The sequence below is a fragment of the Pontibacter locisalis genome (assembly GCF_042684605.1).
Lineage (GTDB): Bacteria > Bacteroidota > Bacteroidia > Cytophagales > Hymenobacteraceae > Pontibacter > Pontibacter locisalis.
The window spans coordinates 209269-230955 of record NZ_JBHULU010000010.1 but is presented as its reverse complement, the minus strand read 5'-3'; the positions used below and the strand labels follow the sequence as shown (position 1 = coordinate 230955).

The window sequence follows — 21687 nt, the reverse complement described above, 5'->3', positions numbered from 1 at the left end:
TAGAGGGAGCTTTTCCTGCTATTGGTAGTAAGTAGAATACTATTTCTTGCGAATATGGGCCAGGAACTCGTTACGGAATTGATCTTCCTGGAACAACCCTGAGTATTCAGCTGTAATTGTGCTGCTGGTTACATCGTTTACGCCACGGCTCATAACACAAAGGTGATCCGCCTCAATCATAACGGCCACATTCTCTGTTTGCAAAGCCTGCTTTAATTCATTAGCGATCTGCATGGTCATGCGCTCCTGTACTTGCGGACGGCGAGCGTAGTATTGTACAATACGATTTAGTTTAGATAAGCCTATTACATGCTCATTTGGCACATAAGCTACGTGTGCTTTTCCGATAATTGGTACAAAATGATGCTCACAGGAAGAGTATATCGTAATATCCCGTTCCACGAGCATGTGGTTGTACTTGTACTTGTTCTCAAACCGTCGTACGGTAGGCTTGTTATCCGGGTGCAAACCATGGAAAATTTCCTTTACATACATTTTAGCCACACGGTGAGGCGTTCCTTTCAGGCTGTCGTCTGTAAGATCCAAGCCAAGAGTATGCATAATCTCAGCGAAGTGCTTTTCAATGATCGCTATTTTATCGCTATCAGAAAGATCAAAAGCATCGGAACGCAGCGGAGTCTCCAGTGAGCTCATGATGTGATCATCCATTTCTTCGTCACGCTCCAAATCCTGGTTATCCATGGTATTCAACAAAGTTTCGTTCAGTTTCATAAAGTGTTACTGCTAAATCATAGTCCTTACTGATCTTACTGCGTAGCTTATCCCAAATTACAACAGCTATGTTTTCAGCTGTAGGATTACGCTCTTTGAATTCCTCCGTATCCAGGTTCAGATTTTTATGGTCAAACCTGGATATTACTTCCTCCTGTACAAGATCACTAAGCATTTTCAGGTCATAAACATAACCTGTGTCAGGATCTACAGTGCCAGTAAGCTTTACGATTAGCTCGTAGTTATGGCCATGGTAATGGGGGTTGCTGCACTTTCCGAACACTGCAGCATTTTGTTCATCGCTCCAGGCTCTGTTATAAAGCCTATGTGCGGCATTGAAATGCTCCTTTCGGCAAACGGTGATTTTCATATCGTTGTCAACAACCATTACCTGGCAAATGTTTAAAATGAAGTATAAACAGCAAAAAGCTGCTTATGCTATAAGTTTGCAAAGTTAAGCCAGTATGTTCTATTCCCAAACCAAATTTTAGCTAAAATAATCCCCACATACCCACTGTTTCTCAGGCTGATTAATTATTTTCGTAGGTGGTAACATAACCTGGAAAGTACAAAAAGCACCCTTAACAAATGAAAATGAGAACAATTTTACTCGCAGTGTTAATAATGGTAACCGGCCTTTGTCAGGCACAGCAGGTAACAGTAGAAGAGAGCGAACAGACTGTAAACGGAATAGTTCGGCGCGGTCAGCAGCTTACTGTGCAGCTAGATCCTAAAACCGTAGAAAAATCGTGGAAAGACTACTTAGGGCAGAAGGCAGGAAAGGTGAAGTCAAGCAAGGGTACTTTAACTGTAGAGGGCGCTGTGATAGATACTATATCAAATCAGCCAATGCGGGTACTTTCAACTGTAGGTAGTACTGCTACAGGTAGTAATGTGTGGTGGAGCCTGGATATGGGAACAGCCTATGTTAATAAAGTTGCTACTCCAAAAGAATATGCTGCAGCGGAGAGCTTCATGAGAGGTTTTGCCAGAAAGCTTTATCGCGAGGATGTACTACGGCAGATAAATGAAGCAGAAGATGTTCTACGTGCTACGAAGTCTGAACAGGAGCGGGTTGTAAAGCAGGCGAACGATATCCAGGCTTCTATTGAAAAGAACAAAAAAAGAAAGCAGGAACTGGAGGCGGAGCTGGTGCGAAATGCTGATGACTTAAAACAGCTGGAAAAGGATGTGGTTAATAACCAGAAGCAGCAGGAGGTAAGCAGACAGCGGGTGCTTGATATGGAAAAAGCCGTAGAGGCTGTAAGGGCAAAACTTATGGAGATAAAGTAATCTTAACACCTATCTTCAAACAAAAGGGCAAGTTGAGTAGCTTGCCCTTTTGTTTTTCTTTCTTATACAAGATGATGGTTTTTACAGTTTCATCCATCTTTGGATCTCTTGGTCGGCAAACTGTTCATCCCGCCAGGCTACGAATTTTGTGTTCAATGCAGGGTTCTCATGCGTGAACCAAAGACGTATAATTTCCTTCGCAGCTGGATATTTTTTTGTTAGTTCCGACATGGTGGTTGCGCTAATTGTTCTGTCACTAGGGCGGGCGGGCACCGCAACTATAACAGGTTCTAAATTACCTGCAGTTTCTAACTGGAGCACTCCAACAGGGAGTACCTCAAGAACTGACCCTGTTTCCACTCTTTCAGATAGCACCAGAATGTTAAGCCCTCTGTCGTTTTGGCCTAACTCGGTTGAAGGAATAAAGCCATAATTGCCGGGAAAGGGGAGGAATTCTACTAGCTTATCTTTACCAGCGTCTTTGGCATTAACGAATTCCTGTTTTTTGAGGTCATATTTTAGCTGGTGGTTATTTCCAGCAGGAACTTCTATCACGGCTTGTAATTGCCTGGTGCCGGTATAGGTAGGGATGTTTTGATAGTCTGTTTTACAGCTTACCAGAAGTAAGGTTGGCGTTAGAAGAAGAAAAAGGTATAACAAGTGCTTCATCATCGGTTTTAGAGTTGATGCAGCTGCAAATATAAACAGACACAGGTCAAATGTGCTGGTTTGATACCTGGATTCGGGTAATAAAAAAAGAGGAGCTGTCGAAACAACTCCTCTTTTCTAAAACTACGGAAAACTTATGAAAACAGGTATTCTTAGCGTCTTTCTTTGATACGAGCAGCTTTACCCTGAAGACCTCTCAGATAGTACAGTCTTGCTCTTCTTACTTTACCTCTTCTTACCAGCTCGATCTTCTCGATAGCTGGAGAAAGAAGTGGGAAGATACGCTCTAAGCCAATCTGGTTAGAAACTTTTCTTACAGTGAAAGTTTCACCATTTGTGTTCACGTTTTTACGCTGAATCACAACGCCCTGGAACTGCTGGATACGCTCTTTGTTACCCTCACGGATTCTTACGTGAATGTTGATAGTATCACCCGCCTGGAAAGTTGGGAAAGAGGCGCGCTTGTCAGTAGATTCCTGCTCAATGAATTTAATTAGTTCGCTCATGATGGCTATGTTCTTAAAGTATCTTCTTCAAATTTCGGACTGCAAAGATATGTAAATATTTATTACATAAGAATATTTGCAGGAAAAAAAATATAGTTTTTTCTGTTGAGTCTCTTTATTTAGAACCCAGACAGTTAATTGTTTAAATCAATAGTGGCCACTTGCGACCTACTCATTCAACAGATCCGGCCTTCGCTGTCTTGTTCGCTCCACTGCCTTCTCAAAACGCCAGGCTTCTACTTTAGGTGTATCCCCAGAAAGCAGAACATCAGGTACCTTCATGCCTTTATAGTCAGCCGGGCGTGTGTAAACTGGTGGTGCCAGTAATCCGTCCTGGAAAGAATCTGTAAGGGCAGATGATTCATCGTTGAGTACACCCGGTATAATGCGGATGATCGCATCTGCCAGTACTGCTGCACCCAACTCTCCACCAGAAAGTACATAGTCGCCAATGCTGATTTCATGTGTTACAAAATGCTGCCGTACCCGCTCATCCACTCCTTTATAGTGGCCGCAAAGTATAACAACGTTTTGTAGCAGTGAAAACTGATTGGCTATGGTCTGGTTAAGCGTTTGCCCGTCCGGAGTCATATAAATTATGGCATCATACGCACGCTCGGCCTTCAGCTCAGAAATGATCTTGTCAATTGGCTCGATCATCATCACCATGCCGGCGCCTCCTCCAAAAGCATAGTCATCTATCTGGCCGTGCTTGTTGATAGCATATTTGCGCAAGTCGTGGATATGAACTTCAACGAGGCCTTTCTGCTGGGCACGCTTAAGAATAGAATGGCTAAAGGGGCTTTCCAGCAGGTCAGGCTGACAGCTGATAATATCGAAACGCATTACTTATCCTCCTCGGTATCCTCGTCTGAGTCGTCGGCTTCTTCGGGGTTGGCAGGTTCGGTGTATACTTCCAGGAGTCCTTCTGGCAGGCTGATATGAAGTTCTTTCGCTTCATGATCTGCACGCAGTATGATCTCATCCATTACCGGAATAAGCATCTCCTGGTTCATGTACTCCATTGCCATTAGCTGCTGCTGTGGCAGGTCATAAAACTCCTTAACAGTACCAAGTTTGCCATGGTTAGCGTCCACTACTTGGTACCCGATCACTTCATGGAAATAAAACTGGTCTTCGTCCAGTTCCGGGAGCTCATCGAGTGGCAGGTATAAGGAGGTGCCGCGTAAAGCTTCTGCCTGTTCCATCGTTTTGATGTCCTCAAAAGAAATGATGAAGCGGCTGTTCTTTATAGGGTCCATGGACTCTATAAAAAAAGGAATCAGCCTTCCTTTTTGTTCAAGGAAAACTGATTCCAAATCTTCATAATCTTCGGGGTAATCTACGTCAAAGAACGCGACTACTTGCCCCTTGGTGCCATGGGTTTTGAGGATGTGTCCTAGCAGAAAGCAGGCATCAATGTTCATGGCAAAATAAATTAAGCCTGCTCTTCAGTAGACTCGCCACCTTCGGCTGCTGCCTCAGGAGCTTCTTCTGTTGCCTCTTCAGCAGGAGCGTTAGCAGCAGCTTTCTCAGTCTCACGCTGACGGATAGCCTCTGCACGAGCTTCTTTAACTTTAGTCTCTGCCTCAAGAGCAGCTCTTCTCTTAGCTTCTTTGTCAGAAACAAGTCCCTGACGCTTGCCTTCGATCTTAGCTTCTTTCTCTTTCTTCCACTCTTCTAAACGAGCGTCAGCAGTTTCCTGAGAGATAGCGCCTTTGATAACACCAATCTGTAAGTGTCTTCTGTAAAGTACGCCTGTGTAAGAAAGCATAGCCTTAACTGTGTCAGTTGGCTGTGCACCGTTCATCATCCACTGAAACGCTTTGTCCTGATCGAAGTTGATAGACGCAGGGTTAGTGTTTGGGTTGTAAGTGCCCAGTTTCTCAATGAATTTACCATCACGTGGTGATCTTGAGTCTGCTACTATGATATCATAGATAGCTGCTTTCTTGCGGCCTCTGCGGGCCAGTCTGATTTTTACTGCCATTTTGTATTTAGTTTATACGTCGGCGGATCCCGTCCGCCATTTTAGAACCGCAAAGGTATAAAAAGTAATTTATATTATCTATTACTTGTTTAGAAATATACTTTGCTGATCTTCAAGGGAAACAGAAATGCAGAATGAAGCGCTCTATTTAAAATATAACTGGAGGTATTGATATAAAAGAAAATGCCCTCCGTTACAGGAGGGCATTGATAATTTTTTAGGCTGCTACTCTAACTTTTTGCTTAGCAGGCTTTGGTTCTTTCAACTTGATGACCCGAAGTTTATCTAAAGTCCAGATTGCTGGCCAGGTTGGATCAAATTCCCACCATTTTACGCCAAAGTTAACGCGGTTAGGCAGCTTGTGGTGGTTGTTCTGGAACAACTCGCCACCTGTTAGGAAGTCGAAGAAAAGAGAGTTTCTTGATTTATCGTTGTTATCGAAGTTCTGGTAACCATACTTGTGGCCGCTCCAGTTTACAATGGCGCCGTGCACTGGCCCCATCAGGAAGTGTATAGGCAGCAACAGGAACATCCACCACTGGGTAGCAAAAGCGATGTAGAAAAGCACGTATGCTACACCCCATCCAATTCTGGAATAGTAAGAGTCACCCACTTTTTCGATCACAGGCCAAACAGGATAGTCGCCATCAAAACGGCGCTCTGGCTCTACACGATGTTTAAGTACATTATTATAGATCTCTTTCGTCTTCCACATCATCGTGAACGCATTATTGGAGAAATGCGGAGAGTGCGGGTCGCGCTCTGTGTCAGAGAATGCATGGTGCATGCGATGTAAAACAGCATAAGCACGAGGCGACAGGAACGAAGAACCCTGAGCGATATACGTCAACAAGTAAAATGTCTTTTCCCAGAATGGGTTCATCGTGAACATTTTATGGGCAGCGTAGCGGTGCAGGAAAAATGTCTGTACAAAAAGCGACAGGTACCAATGCACCACAAAAAAGATAAGAATAGCCATTAATTTAGATGAAGGTTGATGTTGTGATGATTACTGTAAAATGTAATGGTAATAGAGGCCATAACCATGCCACGTAAGGTGCAAAGCTACAACACGATTTTAAAGTAAAATAGAGAAGCAGCGGTAAAAGTTCAGGAAATGATAAAAATCATTTTTTGAAAAAGGTAATCAGAGTTAAAGTAAGTTTCTGAATGGCGTCCAAACGGGTGCCTCAGGAGGTTCAGCCCGAACTGTCACAGGTGTTTTAAGAGTGGGATGTTCGAATATAAGTTGCCTGGCATGCAAGGCAATACTTTTATCAGGTAAGGGCTGGGCAGCTCCATATTTTAAGTCTCCAGCTATACTACACTTCATAGATGCCAGTTGTACCCGTATCTGATGCGGACGACCAGTAATAGGATTTACTTCCAGCAGATACTTACCTGCGTTGGCAGCAAGCATTTTATAGTGAAGCTCAGAGCGTGCTCCTGCATTGTTCTCTTTGCTGTAGGCTTTGGAAACATTACGTACACTGTCTTTTACAAGCCAGTGTACCAGCGTACCCTGTTCAGCCTTTGGCTTGTTCTGTACAACAGCCCAATAAGTTTTTTGAGTCTTTTTGCTACGAAAAAGCTCGTTAAGCCGTGAAAGTGCTTTAGATGTTTTTGCTAACAGAACAACACCGCTTACCGGCCTGTCCAGGCGATGCACAACACCAATGAAGACATTCCCCGGCTTGTTATACTTGTGCTTTATATACTCTTTGGCCAGATCGGCCAGTGTTGTGTCTCCTGTTTCGTCACCGTGCACCAGCAGGCCTGCGGGTTTATTTACCACTAGCACATGGTTATCTTCGAACAGGACATCTAAAGCCATTGGCCTTAATTATGAATGATAGATTGTAGATTATGCGATCAGGTCACAAGCAGATGGAATTGCTACTTCTTTGCCGGTAAGAATTCATTATTGAATTTAATACGCTTCCTTTTCATTCGGAAAATCCTTGCTCTTTACATCTTTCACGTAGTTCTGAACGGCACCAGTCATGATAGAATGAAGGTCTGCGTAACGACGAAGGAAGCGGGGCTTAAACTCTTTGTTTATTCCCAGCATGTCATGTACAACCAGCACCTGTCCGTCTACGTCAGGCCCTGCGCCAATGCCAATGATAGGAATCTGCAGTGTTTCAGCTACGCGCTTAGCAAGGGCAGAAGGAATCTTTTCAAGTACAATAGCAAAGCATCCTAATTCCTGCAGAAGCTGTGCGTCGTCAAGTAATTTTTGCGCTTCAGCCTCTTCTTTGGCGCGTACGGTATAAGTGCCAAACTTGTAGATGGACTGTGGCGTAAGTCCCAGGTGGCCCATTACAGGAACTCCCGCGCTAAGAATGCGTGTAATTGACTCTTTTATTTCAGCTCCTCCCTCCAGCTTTACACCATGCCCGCCGGATTCCTTCATGATGCGGATGGCTGAGCGTAGTGCCTCAGAGGAGTTGCCCTGGTAAGAGCCAAAGGGCATGTCTACTACTACAAAAGCTCTGTTCACACCCCTTACCACTGAGGAAGCATGATAAATCATTTGGTCCAGTGTAATAGGGAGGGTCGTCTCATGACCCGCCATTACGTTGGAGGCCGAATCTCCAACCAAAAGCACATCTACGCCGGCAGCATCCAGAATAGTAGCCATAGAAAAATCGTAGGCTGTGAGCATGGAGATTTTCTCGCCGCGCTCTTTCATGTTCTGCAGCTGGTGCGTTGTTACCTTTTTTACGTCGCTTTTATGAACAGACATAGTAGAAGCAATGGTTAAAGTGTAAAGCTATAAAATCTTTAAACAAAAACAGCCACATTCTGATGTGGCTGTTTCTCTAAAAATTGTTTCTGGCAGAGCGGTTTCGGGTAAGCCGAAGGTCCTGCAGCAGAGAAGACTTGGCATTTATGGTGATGTTATAGCCTTGGGCAAAACCATATGGAATCCATCCGATACTCATCTCCCAGCAATGCAGGTCGCGGTATATCTGCAGCCTGGCATTGGCTATGTTGTTACTGGTGAAGTCGTAAGAGGCGAAGTAGGTTATTTTCCACTTGTCTGTTAAGTTTAATGAGCCATCCACCCCCAACGATTGTGTGATATTGTCTGCTGTGCCAGGTCTGAAGTTTTTAAAATATCCTATGGTGTAGTCAAAGCTCAGTGTCCATGGAATTTTAAAGTCTACATACTGCGGCAGCAGTGGGTCCATGTCCGGTTGCAGAGCAGGCAGGTTAGATGGCGTTCTGGTTTGCGTTCTTCTTGCTTCTGGATTAAAGCTGGCGCCAACCGAGAAGTTGGCGTTAGTCAAATTAGCAAGCTTCAACTTTGAGAAATCAAATACATACTCATCAATTTGCCGGCCCAGCGAATCTCGCTTATAAGGTTCGAAAGTAGACGTAAAGTTTACATTGAAAATCTTGAACAGGTTAGTGTTCATCGACATGTTAATAGGCGACAGTTTCAGCGAGTCAGCTGCAAAATTATAGGCTGAAGTAAGGCTGAGGTTATCAATAAGCCGAATTTTTTCAAATTCGGTCTTTGCCGAATCTCCTTTTGACCTAACCTTCATCTCCAGGTTGTTCTGAATATTGAAAGAGACCTGGTTTTGCAGTCCTGGTCCAGGAACGTTAGCAAACCTCGGAAGTAATCTAAAAGGATCCTGGTCGCCAATAGGGAAAGAAGTTGTCTGTACACGCTGATAGAAACCAAAGCTCTCACGACCAAAGTCAGGCCTGTAATTATAGGAAATGCTTGGCCTGATCAGGTGGCGGATCGCCTCTACCCGCTTGCCTTTTATGTAGGCTGTTCCATAAATAGTGGTGCTAAGGGAAGCTCCTGCATTGTATTCGTAAATACGCCCAAAGTTTGTTGTGTCTACTGCTATTTTCTGTGAATCAGGGTCAAAGCGGAAGGTGTATCGTTCATCAAACCAGGCTTCACGGTAGCTAACAGTAGGCGAGAAGTTGAAATAACGCAGCAATTTATAGCTTCCCAGGTTTACCTGTAAGTTATGTGTAGCGGATCGCTGTCCGTTTTCCCAAAGTCGGCTGAAGTTATCCAGTTGAATAGTGTCAATATCTCCTCTTGCTCCGATAACAGGTATTCCCTGGAAATTGTCACCTGCAGGTCGGGTAAGATTGGATACCCTGTTTTGCGCATTAAGATTATAGCCGACAGTAAACTGTTCATACCAGCGGCCGGTTGGCAGGTTATCCGTAAAAATCTCAAAGAAGCTGGTCGGCGTCATCGAGAAGTTCAGGTCAGGCAGAATAAAGTTGTACACCCCTGAAGTTGTCTGGCTCTGCGAAAGTTTCGCTGTATAACTGAACGGGGTATTCTCGATATTCTTCTGGTAAGATATATTCGAGTTAAAAGTAGGCGACAAGTACTGCGAAGGGCTGTTGTAGTTCAGGCGCTGATGGCCGCTGCTACCTGCGTTAACACTGGCAGAAAACCGTCCCTGTCCTGGTTTTGGAATAGGCGTATGCGACCAATTGATCCAGATAGTGCGTTGTGTTGGCGGAAGCGCAGCAAGTAAATTGTCTGTTGTGCTTCTGGAACGCTCAACATCGGCTTCATCGTTCTTAAAGTACTGGTATGAAAAGCCAAGGCTGCCGCTATAAGCATATCGTTTCCGGTAAGTGTTATCCATGTTTACTTTGTACCCACCCAAAGAGTAAACATCTCCTGTAAGGCGTGTGCCTATATAGTCATTCCAGGCAAAGTAGTAACCACCGTTACTTAGGTAAAAGCCCTGAGCTCTTGTTTCCCCGAAGCTTGGTACTATTACACCTGATGCTCTGTTATTCTGGCGAGGGGTTGGAAAGAGTCCGAACAGAAAGCCTAGCGGAGTAGGAATATCACCGATAACTAGGTTAAAGGGCCCCGTCATAACTTTGTCATTCGGAATACCTTTCATCTTAGAAGTTCCAATATAAAAGTGCGGATGCTCCAGGTTACAGGTGGTGTATTGGGCGCGTAAACCAAAGAATTCGTTATCTTGGTTCTTTTTTACGACAGCAGCATGTACATATCCTTCGCCTTGCTGCGTTACTACTTCAGAAATGCGCCCCTTTCTGGTTTTATAATTATAAGCAATGCGATTAGCTGCATATGTTTCGCTGCCTTGCGTAAATACAGGAGTGCCTATTTCCTTTCCGGTAGAATCGGGAAGGGTAGTGGCTGTAAGCGTATTGGTCTCATAGTCGATCTGGATATAAGCGGCCTCCAGCGACATGGTGCCATAGTTTATTTTGGCGTCGCCGTAAAGGTTTACTACCTTACTCCCGACCTCAAAAAGGATGGAGTCTCTGGCAGAGTATTTGATTGTCGTCTCGATATCACCTTTGGGTGCAGAAAGGCGGACAGAATCCTGCCCGACGGTGGCAGTGTCCTGTGGTACAGTAGTAGGACGGGACAAGCGTTGCCCTGATACTAACGAGGGAGAAAGTAAAGCGAACTGCAGCAGCAGTAATAAAATTAAAATGTAGCGCAACTTCTTCAGACTTCCCTAAAGTTTTATTTATTTTGTACAAAGTTATTGTTTTAGCTTTTAACTAACGAACGTTGTGAGAAATATTGTTACTGTTTCATTCCTGGCCATCGTTTTCTTGCTTTGCTCCTCCAACAAGTTAGAATTCAGAAAAGATTATAAAGTACGCACGGTAGTTATTGATGCCGGACATGGAGGTAAAGACGTGGGTTGTAACGGAAAGTTCTCTCATGAGGCTGACGTTGCGCTTAAACTTGCTTTACAGGTTGGATCCTTGATAGAGAAGAACCTGCCTGATGTGAAGGTGGTGTACACCCGCAAAACAGATCATTTTGTTGAGTTGGCAGACCGTGCCGGGATTGCGAATAAGAACAATGCTGACCTTTTTATCTCCATTCACCTGAATGCTGGTCCTTCTGCAGCCTACGGCACAGAGACCTATACTATGGGGTTACATACATCAGAAGGTAACCTGAAGGTGGCAAAACGTGAGAACTCAGTAATCTTACATGAAGACAATTACAAAGAGACTTACGATGGTTTTGATCCTAATTCTCCTCAAAGCCATATTCTGTTTGCATTGCACCAAAGTGCTTATTTAGATAACAGCCTGCGCTTCGCTGATAAAGTAGAAAAAGAGTTCAGGCACAAAGTCGGTCGTCATAGCCGTGGCGTAAAGCAAGCCGGCTTCCTCGTGCTATGGAAGTCTTACATGCCAAGCGTACTTATTGAGTGCGGCTTCCTTACTAACCCTACCGAAGAAAAATTCCTTAACGATAAGTCCGGCCAATCGTATATGGCATCAGGGATTTATCGTGCCTTCAAAGAGTATAAGCAAGAACTGGAGGCAATGAACTAAATGCAATTAGCAATACGCCTACGTGAATATATCTAAAGAAGTAAAAGTTGCGCTGCTCGGGGTAGCAGCGATAGTCATTCTGTATTTCGGGTTTATGTTCCTGAAAGGTTCAGACGTTTTCTCAGATACAAACTCCTATTTTGTTATTTATGATAATGTGGATGGCTTAACTGCTTCTAATCCTGTTATCCTGAATGGTATACAGGTGGGGTCTGTTAAGAGCATGCGGTTAATGACAGAGAAGAATAACCAGATAATGGTAGAAATTGGGGTCTTGAAGGAATTAACTGTCGGAGACTCTACCATCGCCGCACTTGGAAACTCTGATTTGTTAGGTAGCAAAGCCATAACCTTATACCTGGGTAACAGCACAGAGCTTTTTGATGGCGGTGAAACACTGATCCCTTACAAGGAAAGCAGCATTACAGAAATTATCTCAACAAAGACGGTACCTGTCATTGATAAAGTTGATACAACACTTGCCCGTGTTAACAGGCTGTTAGATAGCGAGGCAAAAGGCAATCTGCAGGATATTCTGGCAAATACCAAGGCTACAACTGATGCTTTAAACGAAATACTGCGGGCCAATCAGCAAAACATTAATTCTATTACGGCTAATATGAGTGCTTTAACGGCTTCATTGCGCCAGACGGAGCGTCAGATAAACCAGCTTGCCCGCAATATGACTCAAATTACCGATACTCTTAAGCAGGCAGAGTTTAACGCTTTAGTTGCCAACGCCAATGATGCCATGCAGGAATTAGAGGCAGCTGCAACCAAGCTGAATTCCAGTGAGGGCTCTATCGGTAAATTGATGAACGATGAGCAGCTTTATGAAAACCTTAACCAATCCACACAGGCACTGAACCTGCTTCTGCGGGATATACAAGCCTATCCTAAACGCTATGTCAGCTTCTCTGTGTTTGGCAGAAAAGACAAGTATAAAGTGGATGAAACTGGTCGTGTGATCACACTCGATGAAGTGAAAGAGATGCAGGATAAATATCCGTCGGAATTCCGTACTGTGCCGGATACTGTTTATGTGCCTGTGCCTGATACTATTAGATCTGCAGTGCCGGTAACGAAGCGTGGTGCTGGAAAATCTAAAAAGCCATAATGTAAATATTGTATATTTGTAAAATCCGCTTTTAATGGCGGATTTTGCATTATATGTCTACCCTTATTCATCTAAATACCTCAAATGGATATCGAATTTAACAAGAACGAAGACGCACTGAAGCAACTGGTTTTCCAGCTAAAGAATAGATTAAGCAAAGTTCACCTTGGTGGTGGCGAAAAGCGAATTCAGAAGGAGCATGCGAAAGGTAAAATGACTGCCCGTGAGCGTGTGGATTATTTGTTGGATGAAGGATCTGAGTTTTTGGAAATAGGTGCTTTCGCCGGTGAAGGTATGTACCAGGAAGTTGGTGGCTGCCCAAGCGGAGGAGTAGTGACCGGAATTGGTTATATCAAAGGCCGCCAATGCGTAGTGGTTGCCAATGATGCCACTGTAAAGGCAGGTGCCTGGTTCCCGATCACAGCTAAGAAGAACCTTCGCGCTCAGGAAGTCTCCATTGAAAATAAATTACCTATTGTTTACCTGGTAGATAGCGCTGGCGTTTTCCTGCCGATGCAGAACGAAATCTTTCCTGATAAGGAGCATTTCGGACGCATGTTCCGCAATAATGCTGTTATGAGCTCGATGGGTATCGTACAGATTGCCGCCATCATGGGCAGTTGTGTGGCTGGTGGTGCTTACCTGCCCATTATGAGTGATGAAGCCCTGATCGTTGAAGGCACAGGTTCCGTTTTCCTGGCCGGATCGTATTTGGTAAAGTCCGCCATCGGCGAAACCATAGACAACGAAACCCTCGGCGGCGCAACAACGCATTCAGAAATATCAGGTGTTACAGACTATAAGTGTAAAGATGATAAGGAGGCCTTGGATCATATCCGCAACATCTTTGACAAAATGGGCGATTTTGATAAGGCCGGTTTTAATCGAGTGGAGCCTGCTGCTCCTGAACTAGATGAGAAAGAGATTTATGGTATACTCCCAGCTGACCGCGTGAAGCCTTATGACATGATGGATATAATCAAGCGGTTAGTGGATAACTCTGAGTTTGAACCCTATAAAGAGCTTTATGGACAGACACTAATCTGTGGACTAGCCCGCATTGATGGTTGGGCAGTAGGCATTGTGGCAAACCAGCGCAAGATCATGAAAAGCAAAAAAGGCGAGATGCAGATGGGCGGCGTAATCTACTCTGATTCTGCCGATAAAGCTGCACGCTTCATCATGAATTGCAATCAGAAGAAAATTCCGCTGGTGTTCCTGCAGGATGTGTCTGGCTTTATGGTAGGAAGCAAGTCAGAGCACGGCGGTATTATCAAAGATGGTGCTAAAATGGTGAGTGCCATGTCTAACTCAGTGGTGCCAAAGTTTACCATCCTTATAGGAAACAGCTACGGGGCCGGTAACTATGCCATGTGCGGCAAAGCCTACGACCCACGCCTGATCTACTCCTGGCCAACAGCGCAACTTGCTGTAATGAGTGGTGCCGCTGCGGCAAAAACACTGCTGCAGATCCAGGTATCGTCTCTAAAAGCGAAAGGCGAAGAGATAACCCCTGAAGCGGAGCAGGAATTGCTGGAACGCATCACAGATAAGTACAACGAGGAGCTTTCACCGTATTATGCAGCTGCACGCCTTTGGGTTGATGGTATAATCGATCCTCTGGAGACACGCAAGGTGATTTCTATGGGTATCGAGGCTGCTAACCATGCCCCGATAGAGAAGCCTTATAATGTGGGTGTAATTCAGACATAAAGAAAGGAGTTTAAATCCCAGGTTAGGAATCAGAAATGGAAGTACAAGTATATTTAAAGCTTAGGCTATATTTGGAATCCCTCCATTTCTAATTTTGAATTTCTAATTGAGAAAAGATCGTGACGAAGAATGAAATCAAGGCGCTAATCTCGCTACTGGACGACAGTGACTATGAGATAGCATCGCATGTGGAGAAGCAGATAATAGGTCTTGGTGAAGGAGTAATACCCTATCTGGAAGAGGAATGGGAGGAAACACTTAACCCGGATCTTCAGAAAAAGATTGAAGACCTCATACACGATTTGCAGTTTGAAGGCTTGTCTGCCCGATTCAGGGAGTGGAAAGAAAAAGGTGCAAAAGACTTGCTTGAGGGGATGTACCTGGTAAACTCTTACCTGTACCCGGATATTGAGTTTGAAAATATTTCCAGAACAATTGATCAGCTTTATTTTGATGCCTGGACGCATATGAAGGAAGAGATGCATCCGTACGATCAGGTAAAGGCATTAAATAACGTACTGTTCAGGGAAAAGCGTTTTTCTGCTAACACAAAGAATTTTCACTCACCAGCTAACTCTATGTTGCACCTGGTGTTGGAAACCAAACGGGGAAACCCACTAACCCTTTGTGTAATTTACATGACCCTGGCACAGCGCTTAGGAATGCCTGTTTTTGGGGTAAACCTGCCTAACCTATTTATCCTTACTTATAAGCTGGATGGGGTGCAGTTTTACATTAATGTTTATAATAAGGGTTTAATCCTGTCTAAGGCAGATATAGACAACTATATCCTGCAGTTAAACCTGAACCCAATCGATATTTTCTATGAGCCTTGCTCAAACTTAGAGATTGTAAAACGAGCTTTGCGGAACCTGGCCTTTTCTTTCGAAAAAATGAATGACCCGGAGAAGGCAACGGAGGTAACTAAGTTACTGGCAATAATCACGGATGATGAACCAATAGTATAAAGAGCAAAAAAAGAGGCCGCTTTAGTGAAAGCGGCCTCTTTTTTTGCTTTAGGCTGTTTAGTATTTTTTAATCAAACAACCAGTGGCTCTTTTATCCAGAGTAGTTACTGTCTTGTTAGCCAAAACCTCATCTATAACATTTCGCAGGTAATAATTTTTTACACCAGTTTCTACCTGTGGATTATCATCAATGGCACCTTTATATTTTAAAACGAAGTTGTCTCCGGTGTTGTGCAATACAAAAACTTCAGGGGTCTTTGTAGCTCCGAACTGGCTGCTAATTTTCTGCCCTGTATCGGCCAGGTAGGGGAAGCTGTAATTTTTAGCTGTCAGATCTTGTAGTGCCTCCTCTCCATCACTAACGCCTGGATTGATAAATACAAACTGTACTCCTTTGTTAGCATAACTGCTCGATAGCGTTACCAAACGATTTTCATACAGCTTGGCGTAAGGACACTGATTATTAGTAAATACCAATACCACTGTTTTTGCATTTGCAAAATCATTTAGCGAAACAGTTTGATTATTACTGCCCTTCAGCGAAAAGTTAGCCACTTTGTCTCCCAACTGGTAGCCACTGTTTTGCGCAAGAGCACCTGCTGTAATCAGGCAGGCTGCGGCAAATATTGCTAAGTATTTCATGTCAGTTTAGTTTGTTTAAGGTATTATACAGCTGTATCAATAGCTGATGCAGTAAGTTAGTACGTGATTCTGAATTTGATCGTGATGAATCTGATACAATTTATCAAAAAATCCGGTCTTTATCTGCCCCTGTAGCACATTATGCTCAGGAGTTGGACGTATGGCCAGGTTCTCTTTAAAAATAAGCTGTTTGCGGCTATACAACTTGTATAATGTTTCTTTTGCGCTCCAAAACAGGCAAGTCTCTTGTTCATTTTCGGCTGTATATCTTTTTTCAGCCTCACTTAAGAACTTATCTGCTACACGCAATGCCTTCTGGGTTATAAGTTCAATATCTATGCCAACCTCGTACTTCTCAGAAATAATAACAGCAGCAAGCTGTGGTGAATGAGTTATGGAAATATGAAGGGAAGCATCCGGGAAATAAGGCTTCCCGTGTTCATTGCGCTGTAGGATAAGTTGTTCCGCCGTAAAGTTCTTCAGTAACTCATAAACCAAGACACGACTTGCGATCCATTCCCGCTCCCTTTTAGGGTGTAGGTGCTTAAGTTTTTCTACGTTAATGTAAGATGGAAGGAGTTGCTGTAGGGCTTCTGTAGGTTCATCTATTTGCCAGATGCCTAAACTAGAAAAAGGGTCAAGTTGAACTGAATGGAGAAGTGGCATGGGCAATAAAGCATACTTGTACAGGTTTTATAAGCGTGAACACTTCTTGTTCGCCTGATTTATTGTAAATTTAGCTAAAAATTAGCTTACAAAAGCATATTGGCAAAATGGCCGGCAAGGTACAAGTACAAAAACTAACTACACTAACAGGCCACCGCGACTGCGTTTACACCCTTGAGCAGTCTGGTAAGAACAGCACGTTCTTCTCAGCTGCCGGAGACGGTATGGTGGCAGCCTGGAACTTGAATGAACCTGAGATTGGAGAACTGGTAGCACAAGTGAGCAGTTCCATATACGCACTGCGCTATGTGCCGGAACGCAACTTGTTGCTGATCGGGCAGAACCAGGAGGGGGTTCAGGTTATAGATTTGGATAACAAACAGGTCCTGAAATCTGTGGCCCTGCCCAAAGTGGCTATTTTTGATATATGCCATGTGGCCGGGCAGCATAAAGCGTTTGTTGCTATGGGAAACGGAGGCATTTGTGTGTTGAACAGTGAGAGTTTTGAGCTGAAAACTATTATCAGGAAGTCTGATCAAAGCGTGCGCTGCCTTGCCTACAACACATTCAGTGATGAACTCGCAGCGGGATACAGTGATAACACTGTACGTGTGTTTGATGCAGGTAGCCTTGACCTAAAGTATGAGTTAAAGTCTCATACTAACTCAGTATTTACCGTGGCTTATTCACCTGATGGTAAATTGCTGTTAACCGGTGGGCGGGATGCACACCTTAGGGTGTGGGAGGTTGAGCAAGAGTACAAGGAGAGGGGGTACCTGATAGCGCATATGTATACAATTAACCACATTACCTACAGCCCCGATGGTACTCATTTTGCCACTTGTAGCATGGATAAATCCATAAAGCTATGGGATGCACAAACCTTTAAATTACTGAAGGTAATAGACAAAGTGCGGAATGCCAGCCATGGCACTTCCGTAAATAAATTATTTTGGTCGGCTCATAAGAATCAGTTAGTTTCGTGTAGCGATGACCGTACCATTTCGGTTTGGGACATAAATTTAGGTTGAGTTATGAAGATTACACCATTAGAAATCAGACAGAAGACGTTTGAAAAAGCATTCAGAGGATTAGATAAGGACGAGGTAAACGCTTTTCTGCTGACCCTTTCTCAGCAGTGGGAAAAACTGCTGGATGAGAATAAGGATTTGCGCATGAAACTGGATGCTTCGCACCGCGAAACTCAGAAGCTGCGTGAGGTGGAATCATCATTATATAAGACTCTTAAAACAGCTGAAGATACCGGTAACAGTATTCTGGAGCAGGCAAGCAAGTCTGCGGAGTTGCGCGCCAGAGAGGCAGAATTGAAAGCAAATGAACTGCTTAACCAAGCTCGAACAGAGGCACGCCAGGTGTTGGAAGAAGCGAAAAGAGAAGCTGAAAAAGTAGTGGCAGACATGCAGCAGGAGGTGAAAACTTTAGAGCAGGATTACCAGCGTATGGAGGGTTACCTGGATACGATGGTTCGCGACCTGAGAAATCTGGCGAATGAAGCCCTGGAGAGAGCCGAGAAAACTAAGTCAAAACCTAAATCAGCTACACAGAGTATTCTTTCAAGAGCTGCCGACGTAAAAGTTGAGAACGCCGAGCTGCTAAAAAGCTTGAAAGACATGGATACGAATAACAACCACACCTATAAGTTAACAGAGTCTACTGCTGCAAACGCACCTGTAGCAATCCGAAACGGCAATGGTTATGATCCGCTTGGTGATCCGGCGCCGGATGTAACGCAACCAAACGAGGTGCCTACACCAACTACGCCAGTGCCTAATGTGCCTTCTCCGGAAGTTGAGCCTGTACAGCCGGATTATCCTGGCCGTATACCTGCGCCTGAGATAGAGCAACCGATTCCGGATGTGCAGCCAGTTACTCCTGATAAACCAGAAATCCAGCCGCCTCTTACAGAGCCATCCCGCAACAGCTACGGCAGAAACGGAGCAACCGTAAAGCCAGCATCAGGTTCTTTCTTTGACGAGATAGGTTAAATAACCGCAGGTATGGGACAAATCGCACTGGAAGGCATGGAGTTTTTTGCTTTCCACGGCTTTTACGACGAAGAGCAGAAAATCGGGAATAAGTATGGCATTGACTTAATTATTAATGCTGACCTGCGCCGTGCTGCTGAGAGCGACGATTTACATGAAACAGTAAATTACGAAGTGCTTTACAAATTGGTGCTGGAAGAAATGAAAGTGCCCGCACGCTTACTGGAGCACCTTGGCCATCGGATCATTGACAAAGTTTACGAGCGGTTCCCGTTCGTACAATCGGTGAAGATTAACGTGTACAAGTTTAATCCGCCTTTAGGAGGTATTTGTAAATGGGCAAAGGTTAGCCTGGAAGAAGCAAGATAACTTATATCTAAAAGATCAAATGAGGGTGTTGGTCCGCGGAATGTGGGCCAGCACCTTCTTACTTTAGACCAGTCGCAATAGCTCTGCCGCAGCGGCAAATGCAGACTTTTTCCCTTCTTTCACCTGCTCTGCTACATTTGGCAGTTGTTCCTTCACCTGTTGATGGGTATAAAAGTTATCCTCCAGTCCTTGCCGTATTGCTTCATACATCCACTGAAGGTTCTGGTCACGGCGTTTTTTCTCGAAGAACCCGTTGTTGTGAGTCAGTTCTAAATAATCCGCTATAGCCTGCCAGATAGTTTCCAGGCCTGAATTTTGAAGAGCGGAGCATATGCTGACACGTGGCATCCAGCCTGAGGCAGCTAAAGGATAAAGGTGCAGCGCGTTCTGGTATTCCGCTCGGGCTGCCTTCGCTTTCTGTACATTCTGCTCGTCTGCTTTTGTAATTGCAATGGCATCTGCCATTTCCATAATTCCTCGCTTTATACCCTGCAACTCATCGCCTGCTCCCGCCAGCATTAGTAACAGGAAAAAGTCCACCATCGCATGCACCGCCGTTTCTGACTGTCCAACTCCCACTGTTTCTACTATAATGGCGTCGAAACCTGCAGCCTCGCAAAGAATGATAGTTTCGCGGGTACTTTTAGTAACCCCCCCGAGAGATTTGCCTGCAGGTGAGGGTCTGATGAAAGCCTGTGGGTTAACAGAAAGAGACTCCATGCGGGTTTTATCACCCAATATGCTACCTCCGGTGCGTTGGCTGGTGGGGTCAATGGCCAAGACGGCAAGTTTCTTTCCCTGTTCCTTTATGAGATAGTTTCCGAAGGCCTCAATAAACGTACTTTTTCCTACACCAGGCACACCCGTAATGCCAATCCTCATTGAATTTCCTGCATAGGGCAGTACTTCGTCTATGACTTGCTGCGCCAACTCCTGGTCTGAGGCCAGTTTGCTTTCTGCCAGTGTAATAGCACGACTAAGCATAACACGGTTACCTGCTAATATTCCCTGAACATATGTTTCACTGCTGTATCGTTTGGCCAAGGTCTTTACTTCTTTTAAGTTTCGCTACCAGAGTTTTACAAATTTAAAGTTTCTAAGTTAGCTGCCAATGTAAGCATGGCACTTTGGGAAAGGATTTCTATGATTTAATAAATAAGTTTACTTTTCCTTACTTAAAAGCTTTAAAAGGCTGAACTTGTGAAATCAAATAAAGGTTGGACATTTGCTTTAGATGTACTTTTCCAAGGAGATATCTCTTGCACTTTCTTTTACAGCAGTATTAAATTAAACTTCCAATTACCAAACACTTCTACTTTTTATGAAAAGATTCTTGATGCTCGTAGCTGTTGCTGTTGCAACCCAGACAGCCGCGTTTGCACAAACGGAATTAAGCAGCTTCTCGGTAACAGGCCGGGGAGGTGTGATGAATACCTTTGTTCATGATTTTCAGGCCATAGGGGTAAACCCGGGAAACCTTGGCCGCAGCACTTCCATTATTTCCTTTACTATTGGTGAAGGTGGTGTAGGAGCCAGTACACAGGCACTTTCCAGAAAAACGCTGAGAAAGTTTCTGGAGGTAGCTAACAATACAGAGCTGTCATTAGAGGAGAGACAGGACCTTGCCAGGGCGTTTACAAGCGATAACGTGTTAAACGCAGGAGCAGATGTGAATACCTTTGCTATTTCTGTTACCCTTCCTAAAATCGGTGGTTTTGCTTTTAGTAACCGGCAGCGTGCTTTAAGCCACGTAGCTTTTAATAAGAACTTCTCAGAGTTGGTCTTTCTGGGGCAGGATGCACAGCTATACCAGGATTTTGCACCGGGACAGACTGTTTATGTGTCTGAGCTATTTGAAGGAACGGAGGTAAAGGCATCCTGGGTAAATGAATGGAACTTTGCCTACGGTCGAAAGATACTGGATCTGCCTGCCCTGAACATATATGGTGGAGCGGGCTACCGTTACCTGCAGGGGCTGGCGCTGTACGAGTTCAGCTCGAAAGCTGGTGAGGTAAAAGCTTACAGTGCAGCCTCGCCTGTGCTGGATATTAACTATGAAAGATACCTGGACGATCCACAGTTTTCTTATAATACTGCTGATGGCTTATTAAGTCCTGTTGGTAAGGGCCATGGCTTCGACGTAGGCTTGTCTGCTGAAGTTATAAAGATAGTTAAAGTAGGAGTTTCCGTTACCGACATAGGAAACATGACCTGGACTGATAACTTGCTGGAGGCAAAAGATAAAGGCTTTAAATTACCGGAATACAATGGAGCCGAGGAGTATAACTTCCAGGATGCGGCTGACATGGCTAAGACCATAATAGACAGTGCGTTGGTGTTCTCGCCGGTAAGCGAGCTGACAACTGCACTGCCAACGCGCTTCAGAGCAGGTATAGGTGTGAAGCTTGGAAGCAAGGTAGAGGTAGGGCTAGACTATGTGCGTGCCCTGAACGATGCTCCTGGTAACATCACAGAAGATTTCATAGGACTTGGGTTTGACGTACAGCCTTTGCCACTGGTACGTTTAAGCTCTGGTGTAACTACAGGTGCAGGAGATAAACTTAACTTGCCTGTAGGTTTTGCGATTGTAACACCAGTGTATGAGTTTGGTGTAAGCACACGTGACATCACAGCTCCATTTACAGATAAGAATCCTGGTGCGTCAGTTGCCATGGGT

Annotated in this window: 23 protein-coding genes; 9 read left to right on the top strand and 14 right to left on the bottom strand. The window is 44.4% G+C overall.

Annotated elements, in window-relative coordinates; translation table 11 throughout:
- Positions 1-39 precede the first annotated feature (39 nt).
- Both folE and ACFSRY_RS07960 read right to left on the bottom strand, forming a co-directional pair.
- Positions 40-732 (bottom strand): GTP cyclohydrolase I FolE, encoded by a 693-nt coding sequence (folE, locus tag ACFSRY_RS07965; RefSeq protein ID WP_377505073.1) that lies wholly within the window; start codon positions 730-732, stop codon positions 40-42.
- Positions 695-1102: a 6-pyruvoyl trahydropterin synthase family protein gene (locus ACFSRY_RS07960; protein ID WP_377505069.1), complete on the bottom strand. Its 408-nt coding sequence runs from the start codon at positions 1100-1102 to the stop codon at positions 695-697. Before ACFSRY_RS07960 ends, folE begins: the two co-directional genes overlap by 38 nt.
- Before the next feature lie 224 nt (positions 1103-1326).
- On the opposite strand from ACFSRY_RS07960, the gene ACFSRY_RS07955 reads away from it, so the two are divergent.
- On the top strand, positions 1327-2025 hold the full coding sequence (locus ACFSRY_RS07955) for a DNA repair ATPase (protein WP_377505066.1): 699 nt from the start codon (positions 1327-1329) through the stop codon (positions 2023-2025).
- Positions 2026-2106: 81 nt separating this feature from the next.
- Here the strand turns inward: ACFSRY_RS07955 and ACFSRY_RS07950 are convergent, their stop codons facing one another.
- The 9 genes from ACFSRY_RS07950 to ACFSRY_RS07910 form a co-directional block, all read right to left on the bottom strand.
- Positions 2107-2697, bottom strand: a complete 591-nt coding sequence (locus tag ACFSRY_RS07950) for an inorganic diphosphatase (RefSeq protein ID WP_377505063.1) — start codon at positions 2695-2697, stop codon at positions 2107-2109.
- Between the two features lie 149 nt (positions 2698-2846).
- A complete protein-coding gene (gene rplS / locus ACFSRY_RS07945) occupies positions 2847-3200 on the bottom strand; it encodes a 50S ribosomal protein L19 (RefSeq protein WP_377505060.1) in 354 nt (117 codons plus the stop codon).
- Between the two features lie 168 nt (positions 3201-3368).
- Positions 3369-4046 (bottom strand): tRNA (guanosine(37)-N1)-methyltransferase TrmD, encoded by a 678-nt coding sequence (trmD, locus tag ACFSRY_RS07940; RefSeq protein WP_377505057.1) that lies wholly within the window; start codon positions 4044-4046, stop codon positions 3369-3371.
- Positions 4046-4627: a ribosome maturation factor RimM gene (gene rimM, locus ACFSRY_RS07935; protein WP_377505053.1), complete on the bottom strand. Its 582-nt coding sequence runs from the start codon at positions 4625-4627 to the stop codon at positions 4046-4048. Before rimM ends, trmD begins: the two co-directional genes overlap by 1 nt.
- 11 nt (positions 4628-4638) lie before the next feature.
- Positions 4639-5190: a 30S ribosomal protein S16 gene (locus ACFSRY_RS07930; RefSeq protein WP_377505050.1), complete on the bottom strand. Its 552-nt coding sequence runs from the start codon at positions 5188-5190 to the stop codon at positions 4639-4641.
- Positions 5191-5407: 217 nt separating this feature from the next.
- Entirely contained in the window at positions 5408-6169 is a 762-nt protein-coding gene (locus tag ACFSRY_RS07925) for an acyl-CoA desaturase (RefSeq protein WP_377505047.1), read from the bottom strand.
- 174 nt (positions 6170-6343) lie between these two features.
- A complete protein-coding gene (locus ACFSRY_RS07920) occupies positions 6344-7024 on the bottom strand; it encodes an RluA family pseudouridine synthase (protein WP_377505044.1) in 681 nt (226 codons plus the stop codon).
- 96 nt (positions 7025-7120) lie between these two features.
- Complete coding sequence (gene panB, locus ACFSRY_RS07915) at positions 7121-7939, bottom strand: 3-methyl-2-oxobutanoate hydroxymethyltransferase (protein WP_377505041.1); 819 nt, start codon at positions 7937-7939, stop codon at positions 7121-7123.
- Between the two features lie 76 nt (positions 7940-8015).
- Positions 8016-10673 carry a putative LPS assembly protein LptD gene (locus ACFSRY_RS07910; protein ID WP_377505038.1) on the bottom strand — a complete coding sequence of 886 codons (2658 nt, stop codon included), beginning with the start codon at positions 10671-10673 and terminating at the stop codon, positions 8016-8018.
- A gap of 73 nt (positions 10674-10746) precedes the next feature.
- On the opposite strand from ACFSRY_RS07910, the gene ACFSRY_RS07905 reads away from it, so the two are divergent.
- The 4 genes from ACFSRY_RS07905 (at position 10747) to ACFSRY_RS07890 (ending at position 15327) form a co-directional block, all read left to right on the top strand.
- Positions 10747-11529, top strand: coding sequence for an N-acetylmuramoyl-L-alanine amidase family protein (locus ACFSRY_RS07905; RefSeq protein ID WP_377505035.1), 783 nt, complete (start codon positions 10747-10749; stop codon positions 11527-11529).
- A gap of 22 nt (positions 11530-11551) precedes the next feature.
- Positions 11552-12646, top strand: coding sequence for an MlaD family protein (locus ACFSRY_RS07900; RefSeq protein WP_377505032.1), 1095 nt, complete (start codon positions 11552-11554; stop codon positions 12644-12646).
- 84 nt (positions 12647-12730) lie between these two features.
- Positions 12731-14359 (top strand): acyl-CoA carboxylase subunit beta, encoded by a 1629-nt coding sequence (locus ACFSRY_RS07895; RefSeq protein WP_377505029.1) that lies wholly within the window; start codon positions 12731-12733, stop codon positions 14357-14359.
- 119 nt (positions 14360-14478) lie between these two features.
- Positions 14479-15327: a transglutaminase-like domain-containing protein gene (locus tag ACFSRY_RS07890; RefSeq protein ID WP_377505026.1), complete on the top strand. Its 849-nt coding sequence runs from the start codon at positions 14479-14481 to the stop codon at positions 15325-15327.
- Between the two features lie 57 nt (positions 15328-15384).
- Here the strand turns inward: ACFSRY_RS07890 and ACFSRY_RS07885 are convergent, their stop codons facing one another.
- Together ACFSRY_RS07885 and ACFSRY_RS07880 are read right to left on the bottom strand one after the other, a co-directional pair.
- Positions 15385-15969: a thioredoxin family protein gene (locus ACFSRY_RS07885; protein ID WP_377505023.1), complete on the bottom strand. Its 585-nt coding sequence runs from the start codon at positions 15967-15969 to the stop codon at positions 15385-15387.
- Between the two features lie 36 nt (positions 15970-16005).
- On the bottom strand, positions 16006-16635 hold the full coding sequence (locus ACFSRY_RS07880; RefSeq protein WP_377505020.1) for a 4'-phosphopantetheinyl transferase superfamily protein: 630 nt from the start codon (positions 16633-16635) through the stop codon (positions 16006-16008).
- Positions 16636-16742: 107 nt separating this feature from the next.
- On the opposite strand from ACFSRY_RS07880, the gene ACFSRY_RS07875 reads away from it, so the two are divergent.
- Genes ACFSRY_RS07875 through folB form a run of 3 tightly spaced genes read left to right on the top strand, consistent with a single transcriptional unit; the run spans position 16743 to position 19010 of the window.
- On the top strand, positions 16743-17666 hold the full coding sequence (locus ACFSRY_RS07875; protein WP_377505017.1) for a WD40 repeat domain-containing protein: 924 nt from the start codon (positions 16743-16745) through the stop codon (positions 17664-17666).
- Positions 17667-17669: 3 nt separating this feature from the next.
- Positions 17670-18641: a DivIVA domain-containing protein gene (locus ACFSRY_RS07870; RefSeq protein WP_377505014.1), complete on the top strand. Its 972-nt coding sequence runs from the start codon at positions 17670-17672 to the stop codon at positions 18639-18641.
- A gap of 12 nt (positions 18642-18653) precedes the next feature.
- Complete coding sequence (gene folB, locus ACFSRY_RS07865) at positions 18654-19010, top strand: dihydroneopterin aldolase (RefSeq protein ID WP_377505011.1); 357 nt, start codon at positions 18654-18656, stop codon at positions 19008-19010.
- Between the two features lie 63 nt (positions 19011-19073).
- On the opposite strand, the gene meaB is transcribed toward folB, so the two are convergent.
- Positions 19074-20054 (bottom strand): methylmalonyl Co-A mutase-associated GTPase MeaB, encoded by a 981-nt coding sequence (gene meaB, locus ACFSRY_RS07860; protein ID WP_377505008.1) that lies wholly within the window; start codon positions 20052-20054, stop codon positions 19074-19076.
- Positions 20055-20331: 277 nt separating this feature from the next.
- Here meaB and ACFSRY_RS07855 point away from each other — a divergent pair.
- Positions 20332-21687 (top strand): DUF5723 family protein (locus tag ACFSRY_RS07855; protein ID WP_377505005.1); only part of this gene is annotated, 1356 nt, incomplete at its 3' end.

Coding starts and splice junctions, on each gene's coding strand:
- rimM (WP_377505053.1), bottom strand. CDS start 4,627: ATGAACATTGATGCCTGCTTTCTGCTAGGACACATCCTCAAAACCCAT.
- ACFSRY_RS07870 (WP_377505014.1), top strand. CDS start 17,670: ATGAAGATTACACCATTAGAAATCAGACAGAAGACGTTTGAAAAAGCA.
- ACFSRY_RS07930 (WP_377505050.1), bottom strand. CDS start 5,190: ATGGCAGTAAAAATCAGACTGGCCCGCAGAGGCCGCAAGAAAGCAGCT.
- panB (WP_377505041.1), bottom strand. CDS start 7,939: ATGTCTGTTCATAAAAGCGACGTAAAAAAGGTAACAACGCACCAGCTG.
- ACFSRY_RS07925 (WP_377505047.1), bottom strand. CDS start 6,169: ATGGCTATTCTTATCTTTTTTGTGGTGCATTGGTACCTGTCGCTTTTT.
- folE (WP_377505073.1), bottom strand. CDS start 732: ATGAAACTGAACGAAACTTTGTTGAATACCATGGATAACCAGGATTTG.
- ACFSRY_RS07960 (WP_377505069.1), bottom strand. CDS start 1,102: ATGAAAATCACCGTTTGCCGAAAGGAGCATTTCAATGCCGCACATAGG.
- ACFSRY_RS07955 (WP_377505066.1), top strand. CDS start 1,327: ATGAGAACAATTTTACTCGCAGTGTTAATAATGGTAACCGGCCTTTGT.
- ACFSRY_RS07895 (WP_377505029.1), top strand. CDS start 12,731: ATGGATATCGAATTTAACAAGAACGAAGACGCACTGAAGCAACTGGTT.
- ACFSRY_RS07920 (WP_377505044.1), bottom strand. CDS start 7,024: ATGGCTTTAGATGTCCTGTTCGAAGATAACCATGTGCTAGTGGTAAAT.
- ACFSRY_RS07880 (WP_377505020.1), bottom strand. CDS start 16,635: ATGCCACTTCTCCATTCAGTTCAACTTGACCCTTTTTCTAGTTTAGGC.
- folB (WP_377505011.1), top strand. CDS start 18,654: ATGGGACAAATCGCACTGGAAGGCATGGAGTTTTTTGCTTTCCACGGC.
- ACFSRY_RS07875 (WP_377505017.1), top strand. CDS start 16,743: ATGGCCGGCAAGGTACAAGTACAAAAACTAACTACACTAACAGGCCAC.
- trmD (WP_377505057.1), bottom strand. CDS start 4,046: ATGCGTTTCGATATTATCAGCTGTCAGCCTGACCTGCTGGAAAGCCCC.
- rplS (WP_377505060.1), bottom strand. CDS start 3,200: ATGAGCGAACTAATTAAATTCATTGAGCAGGAATCTACTGACAAGCGC.
- ACFSRY_RS07950 (WP_377505063.1), bottom strand. CDS start 2,697: ATGATGAAGCACTTGTTATACCTTTTTCTTCTTCTAACGCCAACCTTA.
- ACFSRY_RS07885 (WP_377505023.1), bottom strand. CDS start 15,969: ATGAAATACTTAGCAATATTTGCCGCAGCCTGCCTGATTACAGCAGGT.